Source organism: Streptomyces sp. NPDC006314, from assembly GCF_040613075.1.
Classification (GTDB): Bacteria; Actinomycetota; Actinomycetes; order Streptomycetales; family Streptomycetaceae; genus Streptomyces.
In genome coordinates, this window is the sequence record NZ_JBEXRL010000008.1 from 182,014 (window position 1) to 203,139 (window position 21,126).

Genomic DNA, 21,126 nt, shown 5'->3' on the forward strand with positions numbered 1-21,126 from the left:
TAGTCCAACGCGAGATCGTCGCCCTCTCGGGTGACGGTGGGTGGAGCACCCACAGAGGTGAACCACCTACGGACCGGTGGGCGAAGGCCTGCCGGCACGCGGAAAGCAGGGACGGTTCATGGCGACTTTGTGCAGACCCTCGGTGTCGGTCCCGGAGCACGTGATCACGATGGAGGAGACGCTGGAGCTGGCGCGCTCCCGCCACGCGGACCACCCTCAACTGGCTCTCGCCCTGCGGCTGATGGAGAACACGGGCGTGAAGACCCGGCACATCGTGCAGCCCATCGAGGAAACCCTGAAGCACCCGGGCTTCGAGGAGCGCAACAAGCTCTACGAGGCCGAGGCCAAGGCCCGGGTCCCCTCGGTGATCCAGCGCGCGCTCGACGACGCCGAGCTGCTCACCAACGACATCGACGTGATCATCTATGTGTCGTGCACGGGCTTCATGATGCCCTCGCTCACGGCGTGGCTGATCAACGAGATGGACTTCGACAGCACCACCCGCCAGCTCCCGATAGCCCAGCTGGGCTGCGCGGCCGGCGGCGCGGCGATCAACCGGGCCCATGACTTCTGCTCGGCCTACCCGAACGCGAACGCACTGATCGTGGCCTGCGAGTTCTGCTCGCTGTGCTACCAGCCCACCGACCTCGGCGTCGGCTCGCTGCTCTCCAACGGCCTGTTCGGCGACGGCATCGCCGCCGCGGTGGTGCGCGGACGCGGCGGCACGGGCGTCCGGCTGGAGCGCAACGGTTCCTACCTGATCCCGAAGACCGAGGACTGGATCGCCTACGACGTCCGGGCGACCGGCTTCCACTTCCTGCTCGACAAGCGGGTGCCGACGACCATGGAACCCCTCGCGCCGGCGCTGAAGGACCTGGCCGGCACGCACGGCTGGGACGCGTCCGACCTGGACTTCTACATCATCCACGCGGGCGGTCCCCGAATACTCGACGACCTCAGCAAGTTCCTGCACGTCGACCCGCACGCCTTCCGGTTCAGCCGGGCCACGCTCACCGAGTACGGCAACATCGCCAGCGCCGTCGTCCTGGACGCGCTGCGTCGGCTCTTCGACGAGGGCGGTGCCGAGGACCGGGCGCGTGGACTGCTCGCCGGGTTCGGACCCGGCATCACCGCCGAGATGACGGTGGGCCGCTGGGTCTCCTCGGACGGAGACGGGCGATGACCGACGAGACGCTCACCGAGAACCTGCCCCCGGTCCGGCGGTGGCCGGCGCTCGACCTGACCGGGACGGACTTCGACCCAGTGCTGACCGAGCTGATACGCGAGGGCCCGGTCACCCGCATCCAGCTGCCCAACGGCGAGGGCTGGGCCTGGCTGGTCACCCGGTACGACGACGTGCGCATGGTGACCAACGACCCCCGGTTCAGCCGGGAGGCGGTCATGGACAAGCCGGTCACCCGGCTCGCCCCGCACTTCATCCCCGACCGGGGTGCGGTCGGCTTCCTCGACCCGCCCGACCACACCCGGCTGCGCCGCTCGGTCGCCGCCGCCTTCACGGCGAAGGGCGTGGAGCGGGTCCGCGACAAGGCACGCGGCATGCTGGACGAGCTGGTCGACGAACTCCTCCGGAACGGCCCGCCCGCCGATCTCACGGCGTCGGTCCTCGGCCCGTTCCCCATCGCGGTGATCTGCGAGCTGATGGGCGTACCGGCCGGCGACCGGCACGAGATGCACACCTGGACCCAGCTGATCCTGTCCTCCGCGCACGGCAAGGAGGTGAGCGAGAAGGCGAAGCGCGAGATGAGCGCCTACTTCTCCGACCTGATCGGGCTGCGCGAGAACAGCACGGCCGAGGATGTCACCTCGCTGCTCGGCGCCGCCATGGGCCGGGGCGAGGTCACCCTGGAGGAGGCCGTCGGCCTCGCCGTCCTGCTCCAGATCGGCGGCGAGGCGGTCACCAACAACAGCGGGCAGCTGTTCTACCTGCTGCTCACCCGTCCCGACCTGGCGGAACGGCTGCGTGACGAGCCGGCGATCCGCCCCCGGGCCATCGACGAACTCCTGCGCTACATCCCGCACCGCAACGCGGTCGGACTGTCCCGGATCGCCCTGGAGGACGTGGAGCTCAGAGGCGTCCGCATCCGCGCCGGTGACCCGGTCTACGTCTCCTACCTGGCCGCCAACCGGGACCCGGACGTCTTCCCGGACCCGGAGACCATCGACTTCTCCCGCAGCCCGAACCCGCACGTGGCGTTCGGCAACGGCCCCCACTACTGCCCCGGCGGCATGCTGGCCCGGCTGGAGTCGGAACTTTTGGTGGATGCCCTGCTGGACCGGATACCGGGCCTGAAGCTGGCCGTACCGCCGGAGCAGGTGCCGTTCCGGAAGGGCGCGCTGATCCGCGGGCCCGAGGCCCTGCCGGTGACGTGGTGAGCGGCCGATGACGAGGACCGAAGGGCTGGCGGTACCCGAAGGGCCGGCGGCACGAGGGGTGGCGCCGGCTCAGGCGGATCCGCCGGCCGAGGAGTCGACGCCGGTGGAAGGGCTGCTCGTACCGCCGGGCCACGGCCGTGTCGTCGAGACGCCCGCCCAGCGGGTGACGTTCAAGGTCACCGGTACCCACTCTCGGATGGCCTCCACGTTCGAGGTGGAGGTCCCACCGGGCTTCGACGTCGGAGCGCATGTGCACACGCGCAGCGAGGAGTTGTTCTACGTCCTCGAGGGCGAGCTGGACGTACTCGCCTTCGAACCCCGCGTCAGGACCCCCGACAACTGGCAGAAATGGGAGTCGGTTTCCGGCAACCGGGTGGTGCGGGCGACCCCGGGCACGGTGATCGTCGTACCCCCCGGCTGCCCGCACGCCTTCGCCAACCCGACGGACACCCCGGCGAAGATGTTCTTCCAGGCGTCTCCGCCGCCGGACCACGAGCGCTACTTCGAGGAGCTGCTGGAGATTCTCCGCGACGGCGGCCCACCCGACCAGGAGGCCATCGAGGAGCTGCGGGCCAAGTACGACATCCGGCAGCTGACGCCTTTGAGGCACCGGTGAGCGCCATGCGCGACGACGTCGCCGCTGCCTGAAAGGCTGTTGGCCGTTCCGCACCGGCGGCCCTCCGGAGGTATCGGGAGGACCGCTCTCGCGAAGGTGGTCTGCGCGGGCTGCCGTCGGTCCGGCTATCGGATGGCCATCCCGGACAACGTCCGCGCGATGACAAGCCGCTGGATCTCGCTCGTACCCTCGAAGATCGTGTAGATGGCCGCGTCACGGTGCATCCGCTCCACCGGGTACTCGCGGGTGTACCCGTTGCCGCCCAGGATCTGAACGGCCTGCGCGGTCACCTTCTTCGCGGTCTCACTGGCGAAGAGTTTGGACATCGACCCCTCGGCCGCGGTGAACGGCTTGCCGTTGATCGCCATCCACGACGCCCGCCACACCAGCAGACGGGCCGCGTCGATCTGCGTCCTCATGTCCGCGAGCTGGAAAGCGACACCCTGGTTGTCGATGATCGGCCGCCCGAACTGCTCACGCGTCTTGGCGTAGTCGAGGGCGACCTCGTACGCGGCCCGCGCGGTGCCGACCGCCATCGCGCCCACGGCCGGCCGTGAGGCCTCGAACGTCGCCATCGCCGCGTTCTTCACCCTCCCCGCGCCTTCGGCCCGGGGCGCCCCCACACCGCCGGCGGCCTTCGCCTTCTCCCGGGCCCGGGCGAGCCGTTCGTCCAGTTTCTCCTTGCCGCCGAGCAGGCAGGAGCCGGGAACGCGGACGTTGTCGAGGATGACCTCGGCGGTGTGCGAGGCACGGATGCCGTGCTTCTTGAACTTCTGGCCCTGTGCCAGGCCGTGCGTGTCCGGGGGGATGATGAAGGACGCGTGGCCCTTGGAGCCCAGCTCCGGGTCGACCACGGCGACGACGACGTGGACGTTGGCGATGCCGCCGTTGGTCGCCCAGGTCTTCGTGCCGTTGATCACCCACTCGTCCTTGGCCTCGTCGTACACGGCCCGCGTGCGCATGGAGGCCACATCAGACCCGGCGTCGGGCTCGGAGGAGCAGAACGCGGCCACCTTGACGTCGTTCTGGTCGCCGTACATCTGCGGGATCCAGGTGCCGATCTGTTCCTCGGTTCCGTTGGCGAGAACGCCCACGGCGGCGAGGCCCGTGCCCACAATGGAGAGGGCGATGCCCGCGTCGCCCCAGAACAGCTCCTCCATGGCCATCGGGATGCCGAGGCCGGTGGGGTCGAAGTACTGCTGCGCGTAGAAGTCGAGGGAGTAGATGCCGACCTTCGCGGCCTCCTGGATGACCGGCCAGGGAGTCTCCTCGCGCTCGTCCCACTCGGCGGCCGCGGGGCGGATCACATCGGCGGCGAAGCCATGGAGCCAGTCCCGGACTTCCTTCTGTTCGTCGTTCAGCTCCATGGTGAACTCGGCCATGTCCCCTCCAGCGGCGGCAGTGCGATGTTACTAGCGGTAACGCGAGTCTGTTACTGGCGGGTAGGAAAAGTCAACCGCTGATGACGCCGGTATCCCGTTCGATGTCAGGGGCCCGGTCAGTGTTAGTTTGCGCAGGCGTCACCGAATCAGCACGGGTGGGGAGAGCACATGGACACCACACAGCGGACCGATCAGCAGCGGACCGCCGACCGCCGACGGCGCGAGCTGCTGGAGGCCGCCGACCGGGTGGTGCTGCGCGACGGCCCGCAGGCGTCGATGAACGCGATCGCGGCGGAGGCGGGAATCACGAAGCCGATCCTCTACCGCCACTTCGGCGACAAGGGCGGGCTTTACGCGGCCTTGGCCAAGCGGCACACCGACGCTCTGCTGGATTCACTCCGGGCGGCGCTGGACGCTCCCGCCGATCGGCGGGAGCGGGTGGAGTCCACATTGGACACGTATCTCGCGGCGATCGAGGCGCGGCCCCAGGTGTACCGGTTCCTCATGCATCCGGCCGAGGGCAGCACGGGCGGCGACCAGGGGTTCGACGTCGGCAAGCATTCGGCTCCGCTGCTCCGGCGGATGGGCGAGGACCTGGCCCAGGTCATCGAGGAGCGGGTGGATCTCGGGCCCGGCAGTCAGCAGCTGGCCCGGGTGTGGGGGCATGGGATCGTCGGGATGATGCACGCCGCCGGGGACTGGTGGCTCGGGGAACGGCCCTGCTCCCGTGCCGAATTGGTGCGGTCTCTCGCAGATCTTCTGTGGGGGCGGCTTGCCGCTGCCGGGGACAGGGTGGGGGGCCCGGGGTTCTGACCGTCGCGTGACCGGTGCGAGCCCCTGGGGGGCTGCCGCGCAGTCCCCCGCGCCCCTCAGACGAGCCGGCCCGCCCGGTGCCATGAAGCCTTGGTGATCCGCCTCATGAGTGTGCGGCGACGCCATCCCGTCAAGTGATCCGCGTACACCTTGCCCGCCAGGTGGTCGCACTCGTGCTGCAAGCACCTGGCGAAGAACCCGGTGCCGTGCACGGTGATCGGCTCCCCCGTCACCGTGAAGCCCTCGACCACCGCATGGTCGTACCGTTCCGTCCCCGCCTCCAGGCCCGGCAGGGACAGGCAGCCCTCCGGGCCGCGGATCACCACGCCGTCCGTCTCGACCAGGCGTGGGTTCACCACATGGCCCAGGTGACGGACGTCCTCGTCGTCGGGACAGTCGTACACGAACACCCGCAAAGGCACCCCGACCTGATTCGCGGCCAGGCCCACCCCCTGCGCCGCGTACATGGTCGCGAACAAGTCCTCCACGAGGTCGGCCAATTCGGAACCGAAGTCCGTGACGTCCCGGCATGGCTCGCGCAGGACGGAGTCGCCGAGCAGGGAAAGGGGCCGGACGCGCCCGTGGGCGCCCGGGATCGAGCCGTGTCGCATGGCGGCAAGGGTACGGTTCGTTCAGCTCATGCCCGCCGCACAGGCACGGACCGGGATTCGGGTGTGCGAAGGGATCTCGATAGGCTGAGGTCCACACCACGTTGCCGGATGGCCCCAGGCGCGGCGCGTACGCAAGGAGGATCGAGAACTGATGGCAGGCAACTCGGACCCGCTCTCGCCGCGGGCCAAGCTGGCCGTGACCGCGGGAAAGGCGGTCGCTGCGGCATCACGCGCCGCGGGACGCGGCAGCGGGTCGGTGATCGGTGGCCGGGTCGCGCTGAAACTCGACCCCGATCTCCTCGGACGGCTCGCCCAGAACCTGGACGTCGTCCTGGTGTCCGCCACCAATGGCAAGACCACGACCACCCGGCTCATCGCGGAGGCGCTGCGCGCCGCGGGCCCGGTCGTGTCGAACGCGCTCGGCGCCAACATGCCGGCCGGCATCACCTCCGCGCTCGCGGGCGGCTCGGACGCGAAGTTCGGTGTCATCGAGGTCGACGAGAAGTACCTGGCCGGAGTGGCCCGGGACACCAGCCCCAAGTGCATCGCCCTGCTGAACCTCTCCCGCGACCAGCTGGACCGCGCCGCCGAGACCCGCATGCTCGCCGAGAACTGGCGTGAGGGCCTCGCGGGCTCCAAGGCCGTGATCGTCGCCAACTGCGATGACCCGCTGGTGGTGTGGGCCGCGTCCTCCTCCCCGAATGTGATCTGGGTCGCGGCCGGGCAGATGTGGAAGGACGACGCCTGGTCCTGCCCGTCGTGCGGTGGCGTGATGCAGCGCCCGGGCGACGACTGGTTCTGTGGTGAGTGCGGATTCCGGCGGCCCACGCCGACCTGGGCCCTGTCCGGAGATCACGTGCTGGATCCGCACGGGTCCGCCTGGCCCATCCACCTGCAGCTGCCGGGCCGGGCCAACAAGGCGAACGCGGCCAGCTCCGCGGCCGTCGCCGCCGTCTTCGGGGTGCCGCCGCAGGTCGCCCTGGAGCGGATGTACCAGGTGCAGGCCGTGGCCGGACGGTACGACGTCGTCCAGTTCCAGGACCGTGATCTGCGACTGCTGCTGGCGAAGAACCCGGCCGGCTGGCTGGAGACCTTCTCCCTGATCGACCCACCGCCCGCCCCGGTGATCCTCTCCGTGAACGCGCGCGGCGCCGACGGCACCGACACCTCCTGGCTGTGGGACGTCGACTACACCCGGCTGACCGGCCACCCGATCTTCGTCATCGGCGACCGGAAGCTGGACCTCGCCGTCCGTCTGGAGGTCGCGAACCAGCACTTCCAGGTCTGCGAGAACCTCGACCAGGCCGTGCAGATGGCCCCGCCGGGACGCATCGAGGTCATCGCGAACTACACCGCGTTCCAGGACCTGCGCCGCCGCGTCGGCAACTGATCACGAAGGGCGATCACCTCATGAGCGACAACCAACTGCGGCTGGTGTGGATCTACCCGGACCTGCTGAGCACCTACGGTGACCAGGGCAACGCGCTCGTCGTGGAGCGCCGGGCCCGGCAGCGCGGCCTGGACGTGGCCCGGCTCGACGTGCGCAGCGACCAGCCGATCCCGACCTCCGGCGACATCTACCTGATCGGCGGCGGCGAGGACCGTCCGCAGCGGCTCGCGGCCGAGCGGCTGCGCCGTGACGGCCATCTGAACCGGGCGGTGGAGAACGGCGCGATCGTCTTCTCCGTCTGCGCCGGTTATCAGATCCTCGGCCACGAGTTCATCAACGACCTCGGTCAGCGCGAGCCGGGCCTCGGCCTGCTCGACGTGGTGTCGGTGCGCGGCGAGGGTGAGCGGTGCGTCGGCGACGTCCTCGCGGACATCGACCCGCAGCTCGGCCTGCCCCCGCTGACCGGCTTCGAGAACCACCAGGGCGTCACCCACCTCGGTGCCACCGCCCGCCCGCTGGCCCGCGTGCAGATCGGCAAGGGCAACGGCACCGGGGACGGCACGGAGGGCGCGTACAACGGGACCGTCTTCGGTACGTACATGCACGGGCCGGTCCTGGCCCGCAACCCGCTGATCGCCGACCTGCTGCTGAAGCTGGCGCTCGACGTCAACGCGCTGCCGCCGATCGACGACCGCTGGTACGAGGCACTGCGCAACGAGCGCATCGCGGCCGCGCAGCAACCGGCGTGAGCACTGCCGCGCAGCGGCGTGCCCGACTGTTCCTTCAGGGGCGCTGGAGGCATCCTCGAGCGCCTTCCGGCAGATTCGACGGGGGCCCGCCTGACCGGTCGTCCGCTCACATGTGCGGGCGCGTCCAGCAGGCGGACGCCCGCTACGGAGCCACCCGGTCACGCCGGTAGGGTGGCCGGGAATCCGCCGGACAACGTGGTCCGGTTTCCCGGCCCACGTTGAGAAGGTAAATCGGGCTATGCGCATTGGTGTCCTCACGTCCGGCGGCGACTGCCCCGGCCTGAACGCCGTCATCCGGTCCGTCGTGCACCGTGCCGTCGCCGACCACGGCGACGAGGTCATCGGCTTCCGGGACGGCTGGAAGGGCCTTCTGGAGTGCGACTATCTGAAGCTCGACCTCGACGCCGTGGGCGGCATCCTGGCTCGCGGCGGCACCATCCTCGGCTCCTCCCGGGTCCGGCCGGAGCATCTGCGGGACGGTGTGGAGCGGGCCAGGGGTCATGTCGCCGAACTCGGTCTTGACGCGATCATCCCGATCGGCGGCGAGGGCACGCTGAAGGCGGCCCGGCTGCTGTCGGACAACGGGCTGCCCATCGTGGGCGTGCCCAAGACCATCGACAACGACATCGCCGTCACGGACGTCACCTTCGGCTTCGACACGGCGGTGGGCGTCGCGACCGAGGCGCTGGACCGGCTGAAGACCACCGCCGAGTCCCACCAGCGGGTGCTGATCGTGGAGGTCATGGGCCGCCACACCGGCTGGATCGCCCTGCACTCCGGCATGGCGGCCGGTGCCCACGCCATCGTCGTGCCGGAGCGGCCCTTCGACATCGACGAGTTGACGAGGAAGGTCGGCGAGCGGTTCGAGGCGGGCAAGCGGTTCGCGATCGTGGTCGCCGCGGAGGGGGCCAAACCCCGGCCGGGCGGCATGGAGTTCGACGAGGGCGGCAAGGACATCTACGGCCACGAGCGCTTCGCGGGGATCGCGCGGCAGCTGTCGGTCGAGCTGGAGCAGCGGCTGGGCAAGGAGGCCCGGCCGGTGATCCTCGGGCATGTCCAGCGGGGTGGCACGCCGACTGCGTACGACCGGGTGCTGGCGACGCGGTTCGGCTGGCACGCGGTGGAGGCCGTGCACCGGGGTGAGTTCGGGAAGATGACCGCTCTGCGGGGGACCGACATCGTGATGGTGCCGTTGGCCGAAGCCGTGGAGACCCTGAAGACGGTGCCCTCCGCGCGGTACGAAGAGGCGGAGTGCGTGCTGTAGGGGGCTCGCCGCAGGAGTTCCTGTCTCGTCGCTGGGTGCGGGCATGTTGTGGCTTGCCGCGCAGTTCCCCGCGCCCCTGAGGAGTTGTCCGCCCCCGGTCGCATGAGTGACCGGGGGCGGTTCTACTCTTGGGGCGGACAAGTCGCACAACCCCCACGAATCAGGAGCCGTCGGATGGATCACAGCGGGCACGGCATGCACATGGATCTGCCGCCGTTCACGCTGGCGCGGGGGCTCGAGTGGTCCGCTGACCCGTTCTTTCTCGCCGGCTGCCTGGTGGGGCTCGGTCTGTACGGGTGGGGGGTCGTACGGCTGCGGCGGCGCGGGGACGCCTGGCCGGTGAGCCGAACCGTCTCGTACGTGGTCGGCGTGCTCACCATCGCGCTGGTGATGTGCACCAGGCTGAACGACTACGGCATGGTCATGTTCAGCGTGCACATGGTGCAGCACATGGTGATCAGCATGCTGTCGCCGATCCTGATCCTGCTCGGCGCCCCGGTCACCCTGGCGCTGCGCGCGCTGCCGACCGCCGGGAGGGGCCGCAAGGGGCCGCGCGAGCTGCTGCTGGCACTGCTGCACAGCCGGTACATGCGGGTCGTCACGCACCCGGCGTTCACGATCCCGCTGTTCATCGCGAGCCTGTACGCGTTGTACTTCACCCCGATCTTCGACTTCCTGATGGGGTCGAAGACCGGGCACGTCGCGATGATGGTGCACTTCCTCGCGGTCGGTGTCGTGTTCTTCTGGCCGATCATCGGCGTGGATCCGGGTCCGCACCGGCCGGGGCACCTGATGCGGATGCTGGAGCTGTTCGCGGGCATGCCGTTCCACGCGTTCTTCGGTATCGCCCTGATGATGGCGTCGACGCCGATGGTGGAGACGTTCGAGAACCCGCCCGCCTCGCTCGGCATCGACGCACTGTCCGACCAGAACGCGGCCGGCGGTATCGCCTGGGCTTTCAGCGAGATCCCGTCCGTGCTGGTGCTGATCGCGCTGCTGTTCCAGTGGTACGGCTCCGAGCAGCGGCAGGCCAAGCGCACGGACCGGGCCGCCGACCGGGACGGCGACAAGGAGCTTGAGGCGTACAACGCCTATCTGGCCTCGCTGAACACACGCGAGGGCTGACCGGACGTATCCCGTCCGGGCGGGAACCGGGGCACCATGGTGGAGGACGGACCATGAGGAGGGTGTCGCGATGCCCGGTTCCACGAACGGTTCCACGAACGGTTCCACCAAGGCGATGGGGGCACTCACGGTCGGCGGGCTCGTCGTCGTGACCGCCTACACCGTCGCGCTCGGCAGCAACGGCTGGCTGTGGTTCGGATGGGTGGTGCTGGGCCTGCTGACACTCGCGATGGTCGCCACCCGGCCGTGAGGGCGCCCGCGGGCGCTGCTGACTACAGTGCCCGCATGAACAGCAGGACGCCCTCGTTCGACGACCTCGACCGCAAGATCATCACCGCGCTGATGGCGAACGCCCGGACCAGCTTCGCCGAGATCGGTGCGGCGATCGGGCTGTCGGCGACCGCGGTCAAGCGCCGGGCGGACCGGCTGCGGGAGACCGGGGTGATCACCGGGTTCACGGCGACGGTGAAGCCCTCCGCGCTCGGCTGGCGCACCGAGGCGTACGTGGAGGTGTACTGCGAGGGTGCTGCTCCGCCCCGGCGCCTGGCGGAGGTCGTCCGCAACCATCCGGAGATCACGGCTGCCATGACGGTGACCGGCGGCGCCGACGCGCTGCTGCATGTGCGGGCGCGGGACGTGGAGCACTTCGAGGAGGTGCTGGAGCGCATCCGCGCCGAGCCCTTCATCCGGAAGACGATCAGTGTGATGGTGCTGTCCCACCTTCTCCCGGAAAGCCCGGAAGCCGGCGCCACCCATGCCGCACCGGATTGACGTCCGACATGCGCATCACTCGTGCGTCTCCCGCCATGAGAACGCAGCGATGCTGCGCACACACGCAGCCTTTCTTTCTTGTCGTCCGTCTCCCTCCCTTCCTACCGTGGTGTCACCCCTCAGTGACACACAGGAAACCGGAGGAAACCCTCTGTGTCCGAAAGCCGTGTGCCGCGCCCTCGGCGCTTTCTCGTCTGCGAACCCACACATTTCGCGGTGCAGTACGCGATCAACCCCTGGATGCATCCCGACCGGCCCGTCGACGTGGATCTCGCCCAGGAACAGTGGCAGGCACTGATCCGTGCCTACCGCGCCCACGGTCACGCCGTCGAGTCGGTCGAGCCGGTCCCCGGCCTGCCGGACATGGTCTTCTCCGCGAACGCGGCGTTCGTGGTCGGCGGCCGGGTCTTCGGCTCCCTCTTCCACGCGCCGGAGCGGCGCCCGGAGTCGGTGCACTACGACACCTGGTTCAAGGCGGCGGGCTACGACGTGTACCGCCCCGAGTCGGTGTCCGAGGGCGAGGGCGACCTGGTGTGGACGGGCCGGTACGTGCTCGCCGGCACCGGGTTCCGCACCACCCGCGAGGCGCACCGGGAGGCGCAGGAGTTCCTCGGCCACCCGGTGATCGGCCTCAGCCTGGTGGACCCGTACTTCTACCACCTGGACACGGCGCTGTTCGTGCTGGACGACGACAACGTCTGCTACTACCCGGAGGCGTTCTCGGCGGGCAGCCGGGAGGTGCTGCGGCGGCTGTACCCGGACGCGGTGCTCGCCACCCGGGAGGACGCGATGGCGTTCGGCCTGAACTCCGTGTCCGACGGCCGGAACGTCTTCATCGCGCCCCGCGCCGAGGCTCTCGCCGAACGCCTCGCCGACCACGGTTATGTCCCCGTCCCCGTCGACCTGTCGGAGTTCCACAAGGCCGGCGGTGGCATCAAGTGCTGCACCCAGGAGATCCGCTGATGACCGCACCCGCGCGCACGCGTACGTCCGCCGACCTGATCCGTGCGGAGGAGCCCGTTCTGGCGCACAACTACCACCCGCTGCCGGTGGTGGTGGCCCGGGCCGAGGGCACGTGGGTGGAGGACGTCGAGGGCAACCGCTACCTCGACATGCTCGCCGGATACTCGGCGCTCAACTTCGGCCATCGGCACCCGGCGCTGATCGAGGCCGCGCACCGTCAGCTGGACCTGCTGACGCTCACCTCCCGCGCCTTCCACAACGACCGGCTCGCGGAGTTCGCGGAGCGGCTCGCGGAGCTGACCGGGCTGGACATGGTGCTGCCGATGAACACCGGCGCCGAGGCGGTGGAGAGCGGCATCAAGGTGGCCCGCAAGTGGGCGTACGACGTGAAGGGCGTCCCGGCCGACCGGGCGACGATCGTGGTCGCGGCGGAGAACTTCCACGGCCGGACGACGACGATCGTCAGCTTCTCCACGGACGAGACGGCCCGGGCGGGCTTCGGTCCGTTCACGCCCGGCTTCAAGATCGTGCCGTACAACGACCTGGCCGCGCTGGAGGCCGCGGTCGACGACACGACGGCCGCGGTGCTGATCGAGCCCATCCAGGGCGAGGCGGGCGTGCTCATCCCGGACGACGGCTACCTCACCGGGGTGCGCGAGCTGACCCGACGCAAGGGCTGCCTGTTCATCGCCGACGAGATCCAGTCGGGCCTCGGCCGCACCGGCCGTACCCTCGCCGTCGAGCACGAGGACGTCGTCCCGGACGTACTGCTGCTCGGCAAGGCGCTCGGCGGCGGCATCGTGCCGGTGTCGGCGGTGGTGGCCCGGCGTGAGGTGCTCGGCGTGCTGGGCCCGGGCGAGCACGGCTCGACGTTCGGCGGGAACCCGCTCGCCGCGGCGGTGGGCACGGCCGTGGTGGAGCTGCTGGAGACCGGTGAGTTCCAGCGCCGGGCCGCCGAGCTGGGCGTGGTCCTGCGGGACGGGCTGACCGAGCTGGTCGGCAAGGGTGTGCTCGGCTTCCGCTCCCGTGGGCTGTGGGCGGGTGTCGACGTCGACCCGGCGATCGGCACCGGCCGCGAGGTCAGCGAGCGCCTCATGCGGGAGGGCGTCCTGGTGAAGGACACCCATGGCTCCACGATCCGGCTGGCGCCACCGCTGACCATCACGGCGGAGGAACTGCGCTCCGCGCTGGCGACGCTGGAGAAGGTGCTGGCCTGAGGGTCCGTGGGCGGGGGCCGGTGCCGTGGGCACCGGCCCCCAGGCGCGTCGTCAGCTCCTGCCGAGGAGCCGCTTCATCTCCTTGATCTCGGCGTTCTGCGCGGTGACGATGTCGCCCGCCATGCGCTTGGCGGGCCCGTACGCGCCCTTGTCCCGCTCCGTACCGGCCATCTCGACGGCGCCCTGGTGATGTTCGACCATCAGGGACAGGAAGCCTGTGTCGAATTCCTTGCCGGTGGCCTTCTTCAGGGCCGCCATGTCGCCGTCACTCATCATCCCGGGCATGCCGGCGTGGCCCGAGTGGTCCATGCCGGCCATGGGGAGCTGCTCGCCCCAGGCCTTGAGCCAGCCGCTCATGGTGCGGATCTCGGGGCCCTGCGCCTTCTCGATGCGGGCGGCCAGATCCTTCACCCGGTCCGAGGAGGCCCGGTCGGCGGCGAGTCGCGCCATCTCCAGGGCCTGCTGGTGGTGCGGGACCATGCCCTGCGCGAAGGCGGTGTCCTGGGCGTTGTGGGCGGTGGCGGTGGTGGACGCGCTCGGTGCCGCCGGCGCGTGACTGCCGTGACTGTCCGTGTCGCCCCCGCAGGCGGAGAGGAGGAGGGCGGCGGACGCGGTGACCGCGACGAGGACGGCACGGCGCGTCAGGGTACGGGTGGTCATGCTGGAACTCCTGTGTTCAAGGGGATTGGGGCACGCGTGGGCACGGCCACGGACGCTGCGCCGAAAGGGGGCGTCCGGGGCCGTGGCGGCCTCTAGATCCGCAGGAGTTGGAGTTCGGCCAGGGAGGGCGGGGCGCGGGCGCCTTCGGGTGCCATGGCCGTACGGGAACGTGAGAGATGCGCCGGTACGGCGACGGGGTCCGGGAGCAGGGCGGGCGGCTGCGGGCCGCCGTCCAGCGCGCCCGACGCGCAGGTGGGGTCGGCGTGGCGCGGGTGGTGGCCGCCGCGGTGACCGTCGCCACCGGGGCAGTCGTCGGGCCCGCCGACGGCGACGGCCATGTGCGCGGAGCGGGTGTGCGCGGAGCGGGTGTGCTCCGGATGTCCCATGCCCCCGCCGGGTGCCAGGGCGTGCATGCCCAGCAGCCCGGCCAGCACCGTCAGCACGAGCAGCGCGCGGCGCCGCCGCTGGGGCGGGCGCGAGGCGTGCGGTCGGGTGCTGTGCATCGGGCCATCGTACGAGGCGGCTGTCACCGACGGTCCGGGGCGCGCCGTTCGGGCGCACCGGGGGCCGGCCCGACCGGTGGGGTCTTCGTCCTCGACCAGCGTGAGGTGGGGGCAAGGCGGTTACAGATGACTACAGGCGCACGTGGGCCGCCTCCGCGATCCTGGCGTGCACACAGCGGCGCCGACGCCGGATCCGCTTCCGCAACGCAGCTGGCCGGCAGACGGAAGAGGTCAGTGGTGATCCCGAGCCATGACGCGATCCAGCTCATCGAGGACCAATCCCCCCCGATCCGAGATTCAGGCTGGTTGCCGATCAATGTCAGGCATGGGACTGCGGAATGGGGAGGCACTCGCGGTCAACGTGAACAACCTGGTAGCTGACGGCGTCCATCGGATGAGCGAGCAAGTCAGTGAGAAGACCGGCCAACTGACGCGACTGAAACACAGGAAGGTTGGCGAGTTCCGAGAAGTCCCCCATGCCGCAAAAGACTCTGGGCGACTCCGTTGCCGGCCTGACGCTCCCCGGCACCCTGGCCGGTTGGCTCACCGCCACAAACCTGTATGCGTCCGTGTCCGACAACACCACGGTCCTGGGCCCGGCAGATCTGCCTCCCCTGTTGAGCCTGATCCCCACGAGCGACGTCGACATCGTGCTCTTCGTCAACGCGAACGCGATCTACGACCTGGCGACCGCGCCGGGCCGCCCGTCGTGCCGTTCGCCGCGATCGCGGTGCCCGACCACTACGTGCTCATCACGGGCCCCTTCGTCCAAGCGGACGGTACGAACTGGATCGACATCGACGTGTGGACGTGGGGGGAGCATCAAGACCGGGTGGCAGAAGATCCCCCGCTTCCTCAACAACTCCTTCGGATGGATGGTCGCCCGATCCTGAAAGAACGCGGTCCTCCAAATAGAGACTCCACGACCGGCCGGCAAACCCCGCCCACACCCGCGCGCCGCCCTTTGACCAGCTTGCCGAAGCTGCGGGGTCGCAGACCGGAGAACGCAACAATCCAGGACGACTCTGACGCCGTAATCACACAGTCAACAGAAGATCAACAGAAGCTTCCGCAGACCCGTTCGCCCCCGCCCAACCGAATCTGGGTTTACTCGACCGCCAGATGAGCGGGCCGGAGTTGTCCCAGGGTACAGTCCCGGAGCCACCGACCTGTTCATGAAAAGGCGCCCAACGCTGGCGCGGGGGTGGGGAAGTACTGGCTGCGATCTGTTCGTGGCCGCCTCGGGCTGCCCGCGTCAGCAACTGCCGTCCCCGTCTTTCGGGCCGTCCGGAGCAACGGCTCACCGCAATTTCGCCAAGTCGTCAAAGGCGCCAACCCATATGCCGCTTCTCCTGCAGCATTTCCGTCCATCCCTTGTCAGCTGTGGGCCGATTCCCTTGGGTGCACCCCCGCAAGACGATTGAAAAGGACATTGTTGTATCGCGTACCACTGGTTGGGTTGCGGCACTGCACCAGCTGCGAGATTCTTAGCGAAAAGCTCGGCAACACAACGTGGAGCTATCATGTCCGCCAGTTCACTGGAGTTGGGCGAGGTCGTCAATGTGGAGATCCGCGAGGCCTCAGGTGCAGTGACGTCCTTTACACACGAGTACCCGGTCGACGCATCTCGCCTTCTGCGCATTCCGTCACTGAGCACGATCATTGCGGAAGGCAAGCCGCTGACACCAGATCTACGCGATGAGATTCACGACCGGTTCGTCGCAGACGGGATCCTGTCCCCTGTAACGGTCAATCTCACCCTGAGCAGCACTCGTGTGGACCTCGAGAACACCATCCAGCCGGGGGAGAAGATCTTCGTCAGACTCCTCAACACGGACGGCAGCATCGACCCCAGTTCGGGATCGTTCGTGGTCGACGGTTCGGGGAGCGTCAACATTCCCTTCCTGGGCGGGGTCCTTGTCCGGGATAATCGCTTCTTCGAAGCGGAGCATCAGATCGAACAGGGTCTCATCGACGGGGGTTTCTTCTCCCAGCCGCTCGTCAACGTGACACGCGTGCAGCTTGCATAGAGCGGCTGCCTCCCCGCGGACCTCCGCGGATTCATGGCCCGCGTCGGCGAACTCGGCGTCGACCAAGCCCTGACGATCCTCCGCGAGGTCGACGCGATCGACAACCGCCGCCGCGAGCGCACGGTCGACCTTGCCCGCGAACAGCTCGATGGCAACCTGGGCGGGAAGCGGATCACGGCTTGGGGCGCCGCTTCCAAGCCGAACACCGACGACATCCGGGACTCGACTGCCCCGGCGGTCGCACAGAAGCTCCACGAACTTGGTGCCACGGTCACTGTCACCGACCCGCAGGCCGTCGACAACGCCGCAAGCAGAACCCCGAACTCGACTACATCGACGACCCGATCGCCGCGGTCCAGGACGCCGATCTGCTGCGCCTGACCGAGTGGCCGCAGTTCTCCCACGTCGACCCGCACCGGCTCGCATCCCGCACCGCGAGCGACGTACGGTGACGGATGCCGGCCGGCTCTGCCTTTCCGAAGCAGCTGGGCCATGCCACGCGCCCAGGCCTGCAGATCACTCAATTCCAGCATGAGCTGCGCGAGCCCTGCTCTAAGGCCGTGTCCTACGTGGTGAGGCGGACGAGTCGCTTGTAGCAGCACAGGGCGGCGGCGAGTCCGAGAAAGGCCAGGTAGTTCCGTGGATTGCGTTCGTAGCGGGGACTGAGCCGGCGGTAGCCGGACAGCCAGGAGATGGTCCGCTCGATGACCCACCGGCGGCGGCCCAATCGTTCGCCGGACTCGATGCCTTTCCGGGCGATCCGCACGCCGATCCGCTTGCCGCGTAACCATGTACGCAGGTGAGGTCGTGTGCCTATCCTCGAAGACGCGTACTGAGACTCCCGCGACGCATGGAACACGGCCAACCTCGATCAGGCCGGTGAGACCGCTGACGCAGTCGAGGGCTTCTTCGAGAAATTCGTCGGCAAGACCCCACCACCAGGCGAGGTGGGCGAGCACGACACTCTCATGGCGAACCTCCCCACCGCCTGCAAGATGCTCGCAAACGCCTGCGACGCCTACGCCGACCACGTCGAAACCGCCAAACAACGCCTCCCCATGGAGAACAACTCCCTCACAGGCGCCTTCCTGTGGCCGTGGGAACAACCGCGCTTCGGCGGCGACGGCCATGACGGCGGCCTGCACGACCTCATAGCCGACGACGCGCGCATCACCTCGCTCGGCAAGATTCCTGCCGCCCTGGACAGCTCCAAGTCCCGCGATGCCGCAACCGGAGCACGGCGGCCTCCTGCCCGGCCTCCCCCCACTTCTCGGCCCCCTGATTCGCGTCCCGACCCTGGTTCCGGCCGCCTACCGCCCCCTTCCGGGCAACACTCATCATGTTCGACCGATCCCTCCGGAGAACCCGCCCGACCCCCGCTTCCCACCGCTCACACCTGGAGAGGGAAAGGACTTTCAGACCTGGATCGACTCGCTACGCAAGGGAGACATCTCCGGCGGTAAGACTGCCGAGCAGGCCTGCCAGAGGCGCGTAGCCGGCTTCCCGGAGTTCGAGGTCCCCATCCCGCAGGGCATCAGCCCGTCAAACACGCTGATAGTGGACAGATTCCGCAACCTCGACGGGATGGCTGTCGAGGCAAAGTACGTCAACAAGCCGAACCAGCGGTGCTACCGGCCCCTGGAAGACCTCCGCAAGAACCATGCGACCGGGGACAGGGACTTCCTGTACGCAAAGGACCGTGAGGAGATTACGAAGTATGCCGCCGTGCTGAACGACCCGGGCAACAAGGAGATGCGTGGTGTCGAGACGGTCACCGACAACCAGGACGCCGTCCAGTACTGGCGCATCATGATGGCCGCCTACGGCCTCAGAGGCCACGCCCGCTACGTTCCCTGACCACTGTCACCCCAAGCCCAGAAAGCACCACCATGGAACCGGAAGAGATCGCGGAACTGCGCATCATGTTCGTCTTCACCCCTCCCCGCGGGCAGAGCTGGGAGCTGACCTTCGAGGGGCTGGAAGCGCGGCTGCGCGAGCGCAATCCGGAGACCTTCACCCGTGTCGATGATGGGGGTATCGGACCGGTGTGCGGGGCGTCGATGGTCTTCGGGATCACCTTCGACGACGAGGACCTGGAAGGTTTGGCCAGCCTGGAACCCGAGGGCGTCTCCGTCCTGGACTGCAACGCTCACCTGGCTGCCCGGTTCGCACTGTGGCTCAGGAACAACGGGGCACCGACCCATAGCCGAAACCGCCTCGTCCAAACGCCGGAATACGTTCACGGGGAGAGCGAGCCGTCTGATGCCTCGCTCAAGCGGCTCCCGCATGTGTCGCTCGCAGCACAAGCCGGCCAAAGGGGGCGAGTAGTGCAACCGAGCCAGCAAGCTAGTGCTTTCAAACGGTGGGTCCGCTAGAGGGTATCGAGCCTCTTTGCCATCCGAACGGGTCAGAACCACTGAGGACGTCTCGCGGTCGATGGTCATCGACGAGAAAGGGGTCACTCTTCTGGTGCACCACACCATCGTGTCGGCAAAACACCCCGACCGAGCGCATACCGGACTCGACCTACTCGACCGCCCATGTATGCCGGGCTCACCTCGTTGACTTCGATGCTGTGCTTCGACCCGGTGAAGCACCGTGCCACGGCACGGACAGCGGAACCGCTTGACCCAAGTCCTGACTGACCATCAGCTGACTCGGCAAAGGGTCAGCATGAGACCGCCCGAACATGGCTACAGATGACGACAGGTGCGCATCAGCCCGCATCCATGATTCTTGCGGTGACCTGGGAAAAGACCGGTTCCAAGCGGAGCTGGTCAGAGTGAGGAGCGAGCCGTGTTCTACCACCTGCTCAAGTACGTGCTACTGGGCCCCCTGCTCAGACTGGTCTTCCGGCCCCGGATCGAAGGCCTGGAGAACGTCCCCGCCGACGGCCCCGCGATCGTCGCCGGCAACCACCTGTCCTTCTCCGACCACTTCCTGATGCCGGCGATGCTGAAGCGTCGCATCACCTTCCTCGCCAAGGCGGAGTACTTCACCGGACCGGGCGTCAAGGGCCGGCTCACCGCGTTCTTCTTCCGCAGTGCCGGGCAGATCCCGGTGGACCGCTCCGGCAAGGAAGCGGGGCAGGCCGCGATCCGCGAGGGCCTCGGGGTGCTGGCCAAGGGCGAGCTGCTCGGCATCTACCCGGAGGGCACCCGCTCGCACGACGGCCGGCTGTACAAGGGCAAGGTGGGCGTCGCCGTGATGGCGCTGAAGGCCGGGGTACCGGTCGTGCCCTGCGCGATGATCGGCACGTTCGAGGCACAGCCGCCCGGCAGGAAGATCCCGCGGGTCCACCCGGTCACCATCCGCTTCGGCAAGGCACTCGACTTCTCCCGCTACGCCGGGATGGAGAACGAGAAGGCGGTCCTACGGGCCGTCACCGACGAGATCATGTACGCGATCCTGACCCTGTCCGAGCAGGAGTACGTCGACGAGTACGCGGCAGTCGTCAAGGAGCGGCAGGCGGCGGAGAAGGGCGGGAAGGGGCGCCGGTTCCCGCGGACGCCGCTCGGTTGACCACCTCTGCCATGGGCAGAACACCGCGGCGGGAGCGTGCTGGTGGCCGTACGGTCGTGGCATGAGGCGTGCTGTGGTGATCGGAGCGACCGGGCAGATCGGGCGTCCGGCGGTGAACGCGCTGGCGCGGGACGGCTGGGAGGTGACGGCCGCCTCGTACGGCGGAGGCCGGGACGAGACCTGGCCCGCGGGGGTACGGGCGGTACGGCTCGACCGGGAGGACGGGCGGGCCCTGGCGGAGGTGGTCGGCGACGGATGTGACGTGCTGGTCGACATCATCGCCTACGGGACCGCTCACGCCCGGCAGTTGACGTCTCTCGCCGACCGGGTCGGATCGGCCGTGGTGGTCTCCAGCGTGTCGGTGTACGTGGACGGCAAGGGCCGGGGCTTCGACACCCAGGACCAGCCGGACGGCTTCCCCCAGTACCCGGCGCCCATGCCGGAGACCCAGCCGACGGTGGCTCCCGGCGAGGCCACGTACAGCACCCGGAAGGTCGCGCTGGAGCGTGAACTCCTCGCGGCGGGCGACCGGTTGCCGTCCACCCTGCTGCGGGCGGGCGCGGTCCACGGGCCGTACTGCCGCAGCCCTCGCGAGCTGTACTTCGTCAAGCGGAACCTGGACGGGCGGGGCAGGCGCGTGCTCGCGTACGGCGGGGAGAGCCGTTTCCATCCGTCGAGTGTGCACAACATCGCGGAAATGGTCCGCCTGTCGGCGGCGCGGCCCGGCTCGCGGGTCCTGAACGCCTGCGACGCCGAGGCGCCCACGGTCGCGGAGATCGCCGAGGCGATCGACGCCGTGATGGGTGTGGAGAACGAGACGGTCCTCGTCGACGGCCCTCCCCCGGCGCCCCGGGTGGGCGAGACCCCGTGGTCGGTGCCGCACTCGGTCATCGTGGACATGTCGGCGGCGGAACGGGAACTGGGGTACCGCCCGGTGGTCGGGTACGCCGACTCGCTGCCGGAGACCGTCGCATGGATCGAACGGCGGCTCGCCCGGCGGGACTGGCGCGAGGTGTACCCGAAGATGGTCCAGGCCTACGGCGGTCTCTTCGACTACGCGGCGGAGGACGCCTGGTTCGGGGGATGAGCGAGGGGCGGCCGGGAGGTCCGGCCGCC

At 69.0% G+C, this 21,126-nt stretch carries 22 protein-coding genes and 2 pseudogenes; 18 read left to right on the forward strand and 6 right to left on the reverse strand.

From position 1 onward, the window contains the following. Positions 1-118: 118 nt before the first annotated feature. Genes ABZ079_RS17110 through ABZ079_RS17120 form a run of 3 tightly spaced genes read left to right on the forward strand, consistent with a single transcriptional unit; the run spans position 119 to position 3,010 of the window. Positions 119-1,183: a type III polyketide synthase gene (locus ABZ079_RS17110; protein ID WP_356940239.1), complete on the forward strand. Its 1,065-nt coding sequence runs from the start codon at positions 119-121 to the stop codon at positions 1,181-1,183. Continuing rightward, a complete protein-coding gene (locus ABZ079_RS17115) occupies positions 1,180-2,394 on the forward strand; it encodes a cytochrome P450 (RefSeq protein ID WP_356940240.1) in 1,215 nt (404 codons plus the stop codon). Before ABZ079_RS17110 ends, ABZ079_RS17115 begins: the two co-directional genes overlap by 4 nt. Positions 2,395-2,401: 7 nt before the next feature. Further along, positions 2,402-3,010, forward strand: a complete 609-nt coding sequence (locus ABZ079_RS17120) for a cupin domain-containing protein (protein WP_356940241.1) — start codon at positions 2,402-2,404, stop codon at positions 3,008-3,010. A 125-nt stretch (positions 3,011-3,135) separates the two neighbouring features. On the opposite strand, the gene ABZ079_RS17125 is transcribed toward ABZ079_RS17120, so the two are convergent. Continuing rightward, complete coding sequence (locus ABZ079_RS17125) at positions 3,136-4,392, reverse strand: acyl-CoA dehydrogenase family protein (RefSeq protein WP_356940242.1); 1,257 nt, start codon at positions 4,390-4,392, stop codon at positions 3,136-3,138. A gap of 168 nt (positions 4,393-4,560) precedes the next feature. Here ABZ079_RS17125 and ABZ079_RS17130 point away from each other — a divergent pair, with 168 nt between their 5' ends. Beyond that, positions 4,561-5,205: a TetR family transcriptional regulator gene (locus ABZ079_RS17130; protein ID WP_356940243.1), complete on the forward strand. Its 645-nt coding sequence runs from the start codon at positions 4,561-4,563 to the stop codon at positions 5,203-5,205. A 56-nt stretch (positions 5,206-5,261) separates the two neighbouring features. Here the strand turns inward: ABZ079_RS17130 and def are convergent, their stop codons facing one another. Beyond that, positions 5,262-5,816: a peptide deformylase gene (gene def / locus ABZ079_RS17135; RefSeq protein WP_356940244.1), complete on the reverse strand. Its 555-nt coding sequence runs from the start codon at positions 5,814-5,816 to the stop codon at positions 5,262-5,264. Positions 5,817-5,967: 151 nt separating this feature from the next. Here def and ABZ079_RS17140 point away from each other — a divergent pair, with 151 nt between their 5' ends. The 8 genes from ABZ079_RS17140 (at position 5,968) to rocD (ending at position 13,295) form a co-directional block, all read left to right on the forward strand. Further along, positions 5,968-7,206 (forward strand): MurT ligase domain-containing protein, encoded by a 1,239-nt coding sequence (locus tag ABZ079_RS17140; protein ID WP_356940245.1) that lies wholly within the window; start codon positions 5,968-5,970, stop codon positions 7,204-7,206. 20 nt (positions 7,207-7,226) lie between these two features. Beyond that, positions 7,227-7,955: a glutamine amidotransferase gene (locus ABZ079_RS17145; RefSeq protein WP_356940246.1), complete on the forward strand. Its 729-nt coding sequence runs from the start codon at positions 7,227-7,229 to the stop codon at positions 7,953-7,955. 238 nt (positions 7,956-8,193) lie between these two features. Beyond that, positions 8,194-9,219 carry a 6-phosphofructokinase gene (locus ABZ079_RS17150; RefSeq protein ID WP_356940247.1) on the forward strand — a complete coding sequence of 342 codons (1,026 nt, stop codon included), beginning with the start codon at positions 8,194-8,196 and terminating at the stop codon, positions 9,217-9,219. A 174-nt stretch (positions 9,220-9,393) separates the two neighbouring features. Further along, a complete protein-coding gene (locus ABZ079_RS17155) occupies positions 9,394-10,344 on the forward strand; it encodes a cytochrome c oxidase assembly protein (RefSeq protein WP_356940248.1) in 951 nt (316 codons plus the stop codon). Between the two features lie 70 nt (positions 10,345-10,414). Then, positions 10,415-10,594 carry a hypothetical protein gene (locus ABZ079_RS17160; protein WP_356940249.1) on the forward strand — a complete coding sequence of 60 codons (180 nt, stop codon included), beginning with the start codon at positions 10,415-10,417 and terminating at the stop codon, positions 10,592-10,594. 35 nt (positions 10,595-10,629) lie between these two features. After that, on the forward strand, positions 10,630-11,115 hold the full coding sequence (locus tag ABZ079_RS17165) for an Lrp/AsnC family transcriptional regulator (protein WP_356940250.1): 486 nt from the start codon (positions 10,630-10,632) through the stop codon (positions 11,113-11,115). A 153-nt stretch (positions 11,116-11,268) separates the two neighbouring features. Further along, positions 11,269-12,078: a dimethylargininase gene (gene ddaH / locus ABZ079_RS17170; RefSeq protein ID WP_356940251.1), complete on the forward strand. Its 810-nt coding sequence runs from the start codon at positions 11,269-11,271 to the stop codon at positions 12,076-12,078. Next, positions 12,078-13,295 (forward strand): ornithine--oxo-acid transaminase, encoded by a 1,218-nt coding sequence (gene rocD, locus ABZ079_RS17175; protein WP_356940252.1) that lies wholly within the window; start codon positions 12,078-12,080, stop codon positions 13,293-13,295. The genes ddaH and rocD overlap by 1 nt, the downstream gene beginning before the upstream one ends. A 51-nt stretch (positions 13,296-13,346) precedes the next feature. On the opposite strand, the gene ABZ079_RS17180 is transcribed toward rocD, so the two are convergent. The 3 genes and pseudogenes from ABZ079_RS17180 to ABZ079_RS17190 all read right to left on the reverse strand — a co-directional run. Then, positions 13,347-13,955: a DUF305 domain-containing protein gene (locus ABZ079_RS17180; RefSeq protein ID WP_356940253.1), complete on the reverse strand. Its 609-nt coding sequence runs from the start codon at positions 13,953-13,955 to the stop codon at positions 13,347-13,349. 92 nt (positions 13,956-14,047) lie between these two features. Then, positions 14,048-14,458, reverse strand: a complete 411-nt coding sequence (locus ABZ079_RS17185) for a DUF6153 family protein (protein ID WP_356940254.1) — start codon at positions 14,456-14,458, stop codon at positions 14,048-14,050. Positions 14,459-15,351: 893 nt separating this feature from the next. Continuing rightward, a pseudogene (locus tag ABZ079_RS17190) lies at positions 15,352-15,499 on the reverse strand (IS5/IS1182 family transposase); the annotation flags it as partial. A gap of 482 nt (positions 15,500-15,981) precedes the next feature. On the opposite strand from ABZ079_RS17190, the gene ABZ079_RS17195 reads away from it, so the two are divergent. Both ABZ079_RS17195 and ABZ079_RS17200 read left to right on the forward strand, forming a co-directional pair. Next, complete coding sequence (locus ABZ079_RS17195; protein ID WP_356940255.1) at positions 15,982-16,488, forward strand: polysaccharide biosynthesis/export family protein; 507 nt, start codon at positions 15,982-15,984, stop codon at positions 16,486-16,488. A gap of 33 nt (positions 16,489-16,521) precedes the next feature. Further along, a complete protein-coding gene (locus ABZ079_RS17200; protein ID WP_356940256.1) occupies positions 16,522-16,869 on the forward strand; it encodes a UDP binding domain-containing protein in 348 nt (115 codons plus the stop codon). 184 nt (positions 16,870-17,053) lie between these two features. Here the strand turns inward: ABZ079_RS17200 and ABZ079_RS17205 are convergent. Next, positions 17,054-17,251, reverse strand: a pseudogene (locus tag ABZ079_RS17205) (transposase); the annotation flags it as partial. Between the two features lie 458 nt (positions 17,252-17,709). On the opposite strand from ABZ079_RS17205, the gene ABZ079_RS17210 reads away from it, so the two are divergent. The 4 genes from ABZ079_RS17210 to ABZ079_RS17225 all read left to right on the forward strand — a co-directional run bounded on the left by ABZ079_RS17210 (position 17,710) and on the right by ABZ079_RS17225 (position 21,097). Next, complete coding sequence (locus ABZ079_RS17210; protein ID WP_356940257.1) at positions 17,710-18,345, forward strand: restriction endonuclease fold toxin-2 domain-containing protein; 636 nt, start codon at positions 17,710-17,712, stop codon at positions 18,343-18,345. Between the two features lie 32 nt (positions 18,346-18,377). Beyond that, the gene (locus tag ABZ079_RS17215) at positions 18,378-18,863 is read left to right on the forward strand and encodes a hypothetical protein (protein ID WP_356940258.1); all 486 of its coding nucleotides are present in this window, start codon (positions 18,378-18,380) and stop codon (positions 18,861-18,863) included. A 421-nt stretch (positions 18,864-19,284) separates the two neighbouring features. Further along, positions 19,285-20,010: a lysophospholipid acyltransferase family protein gene (locus ABZ079_RS17220; RefSeq protein ID WP_356940259.1), complete on the forward strand. Its 726-nt coding sequence runs from the start codon at positions 19,285-19,287 to the stop codon at positions 20,008-20,010. 61 nt (positions 20,011-20,071) lie between these two features. After that, the gene (locus ABZ079_RS17225; RefSeq protein WP_356940260.1) at positions 20,072-21,097 is read left to right on the forward strand and encodes an NAD(P)-dependent oxidoreductase; all 1,026 of its coding nucleotides are present in this window, start codon (positions 20,072-20,074) and stop codon (positions 21,095-21,097) included. Positions 21,098-21,126: the final 29 nt, after the last annotated feature.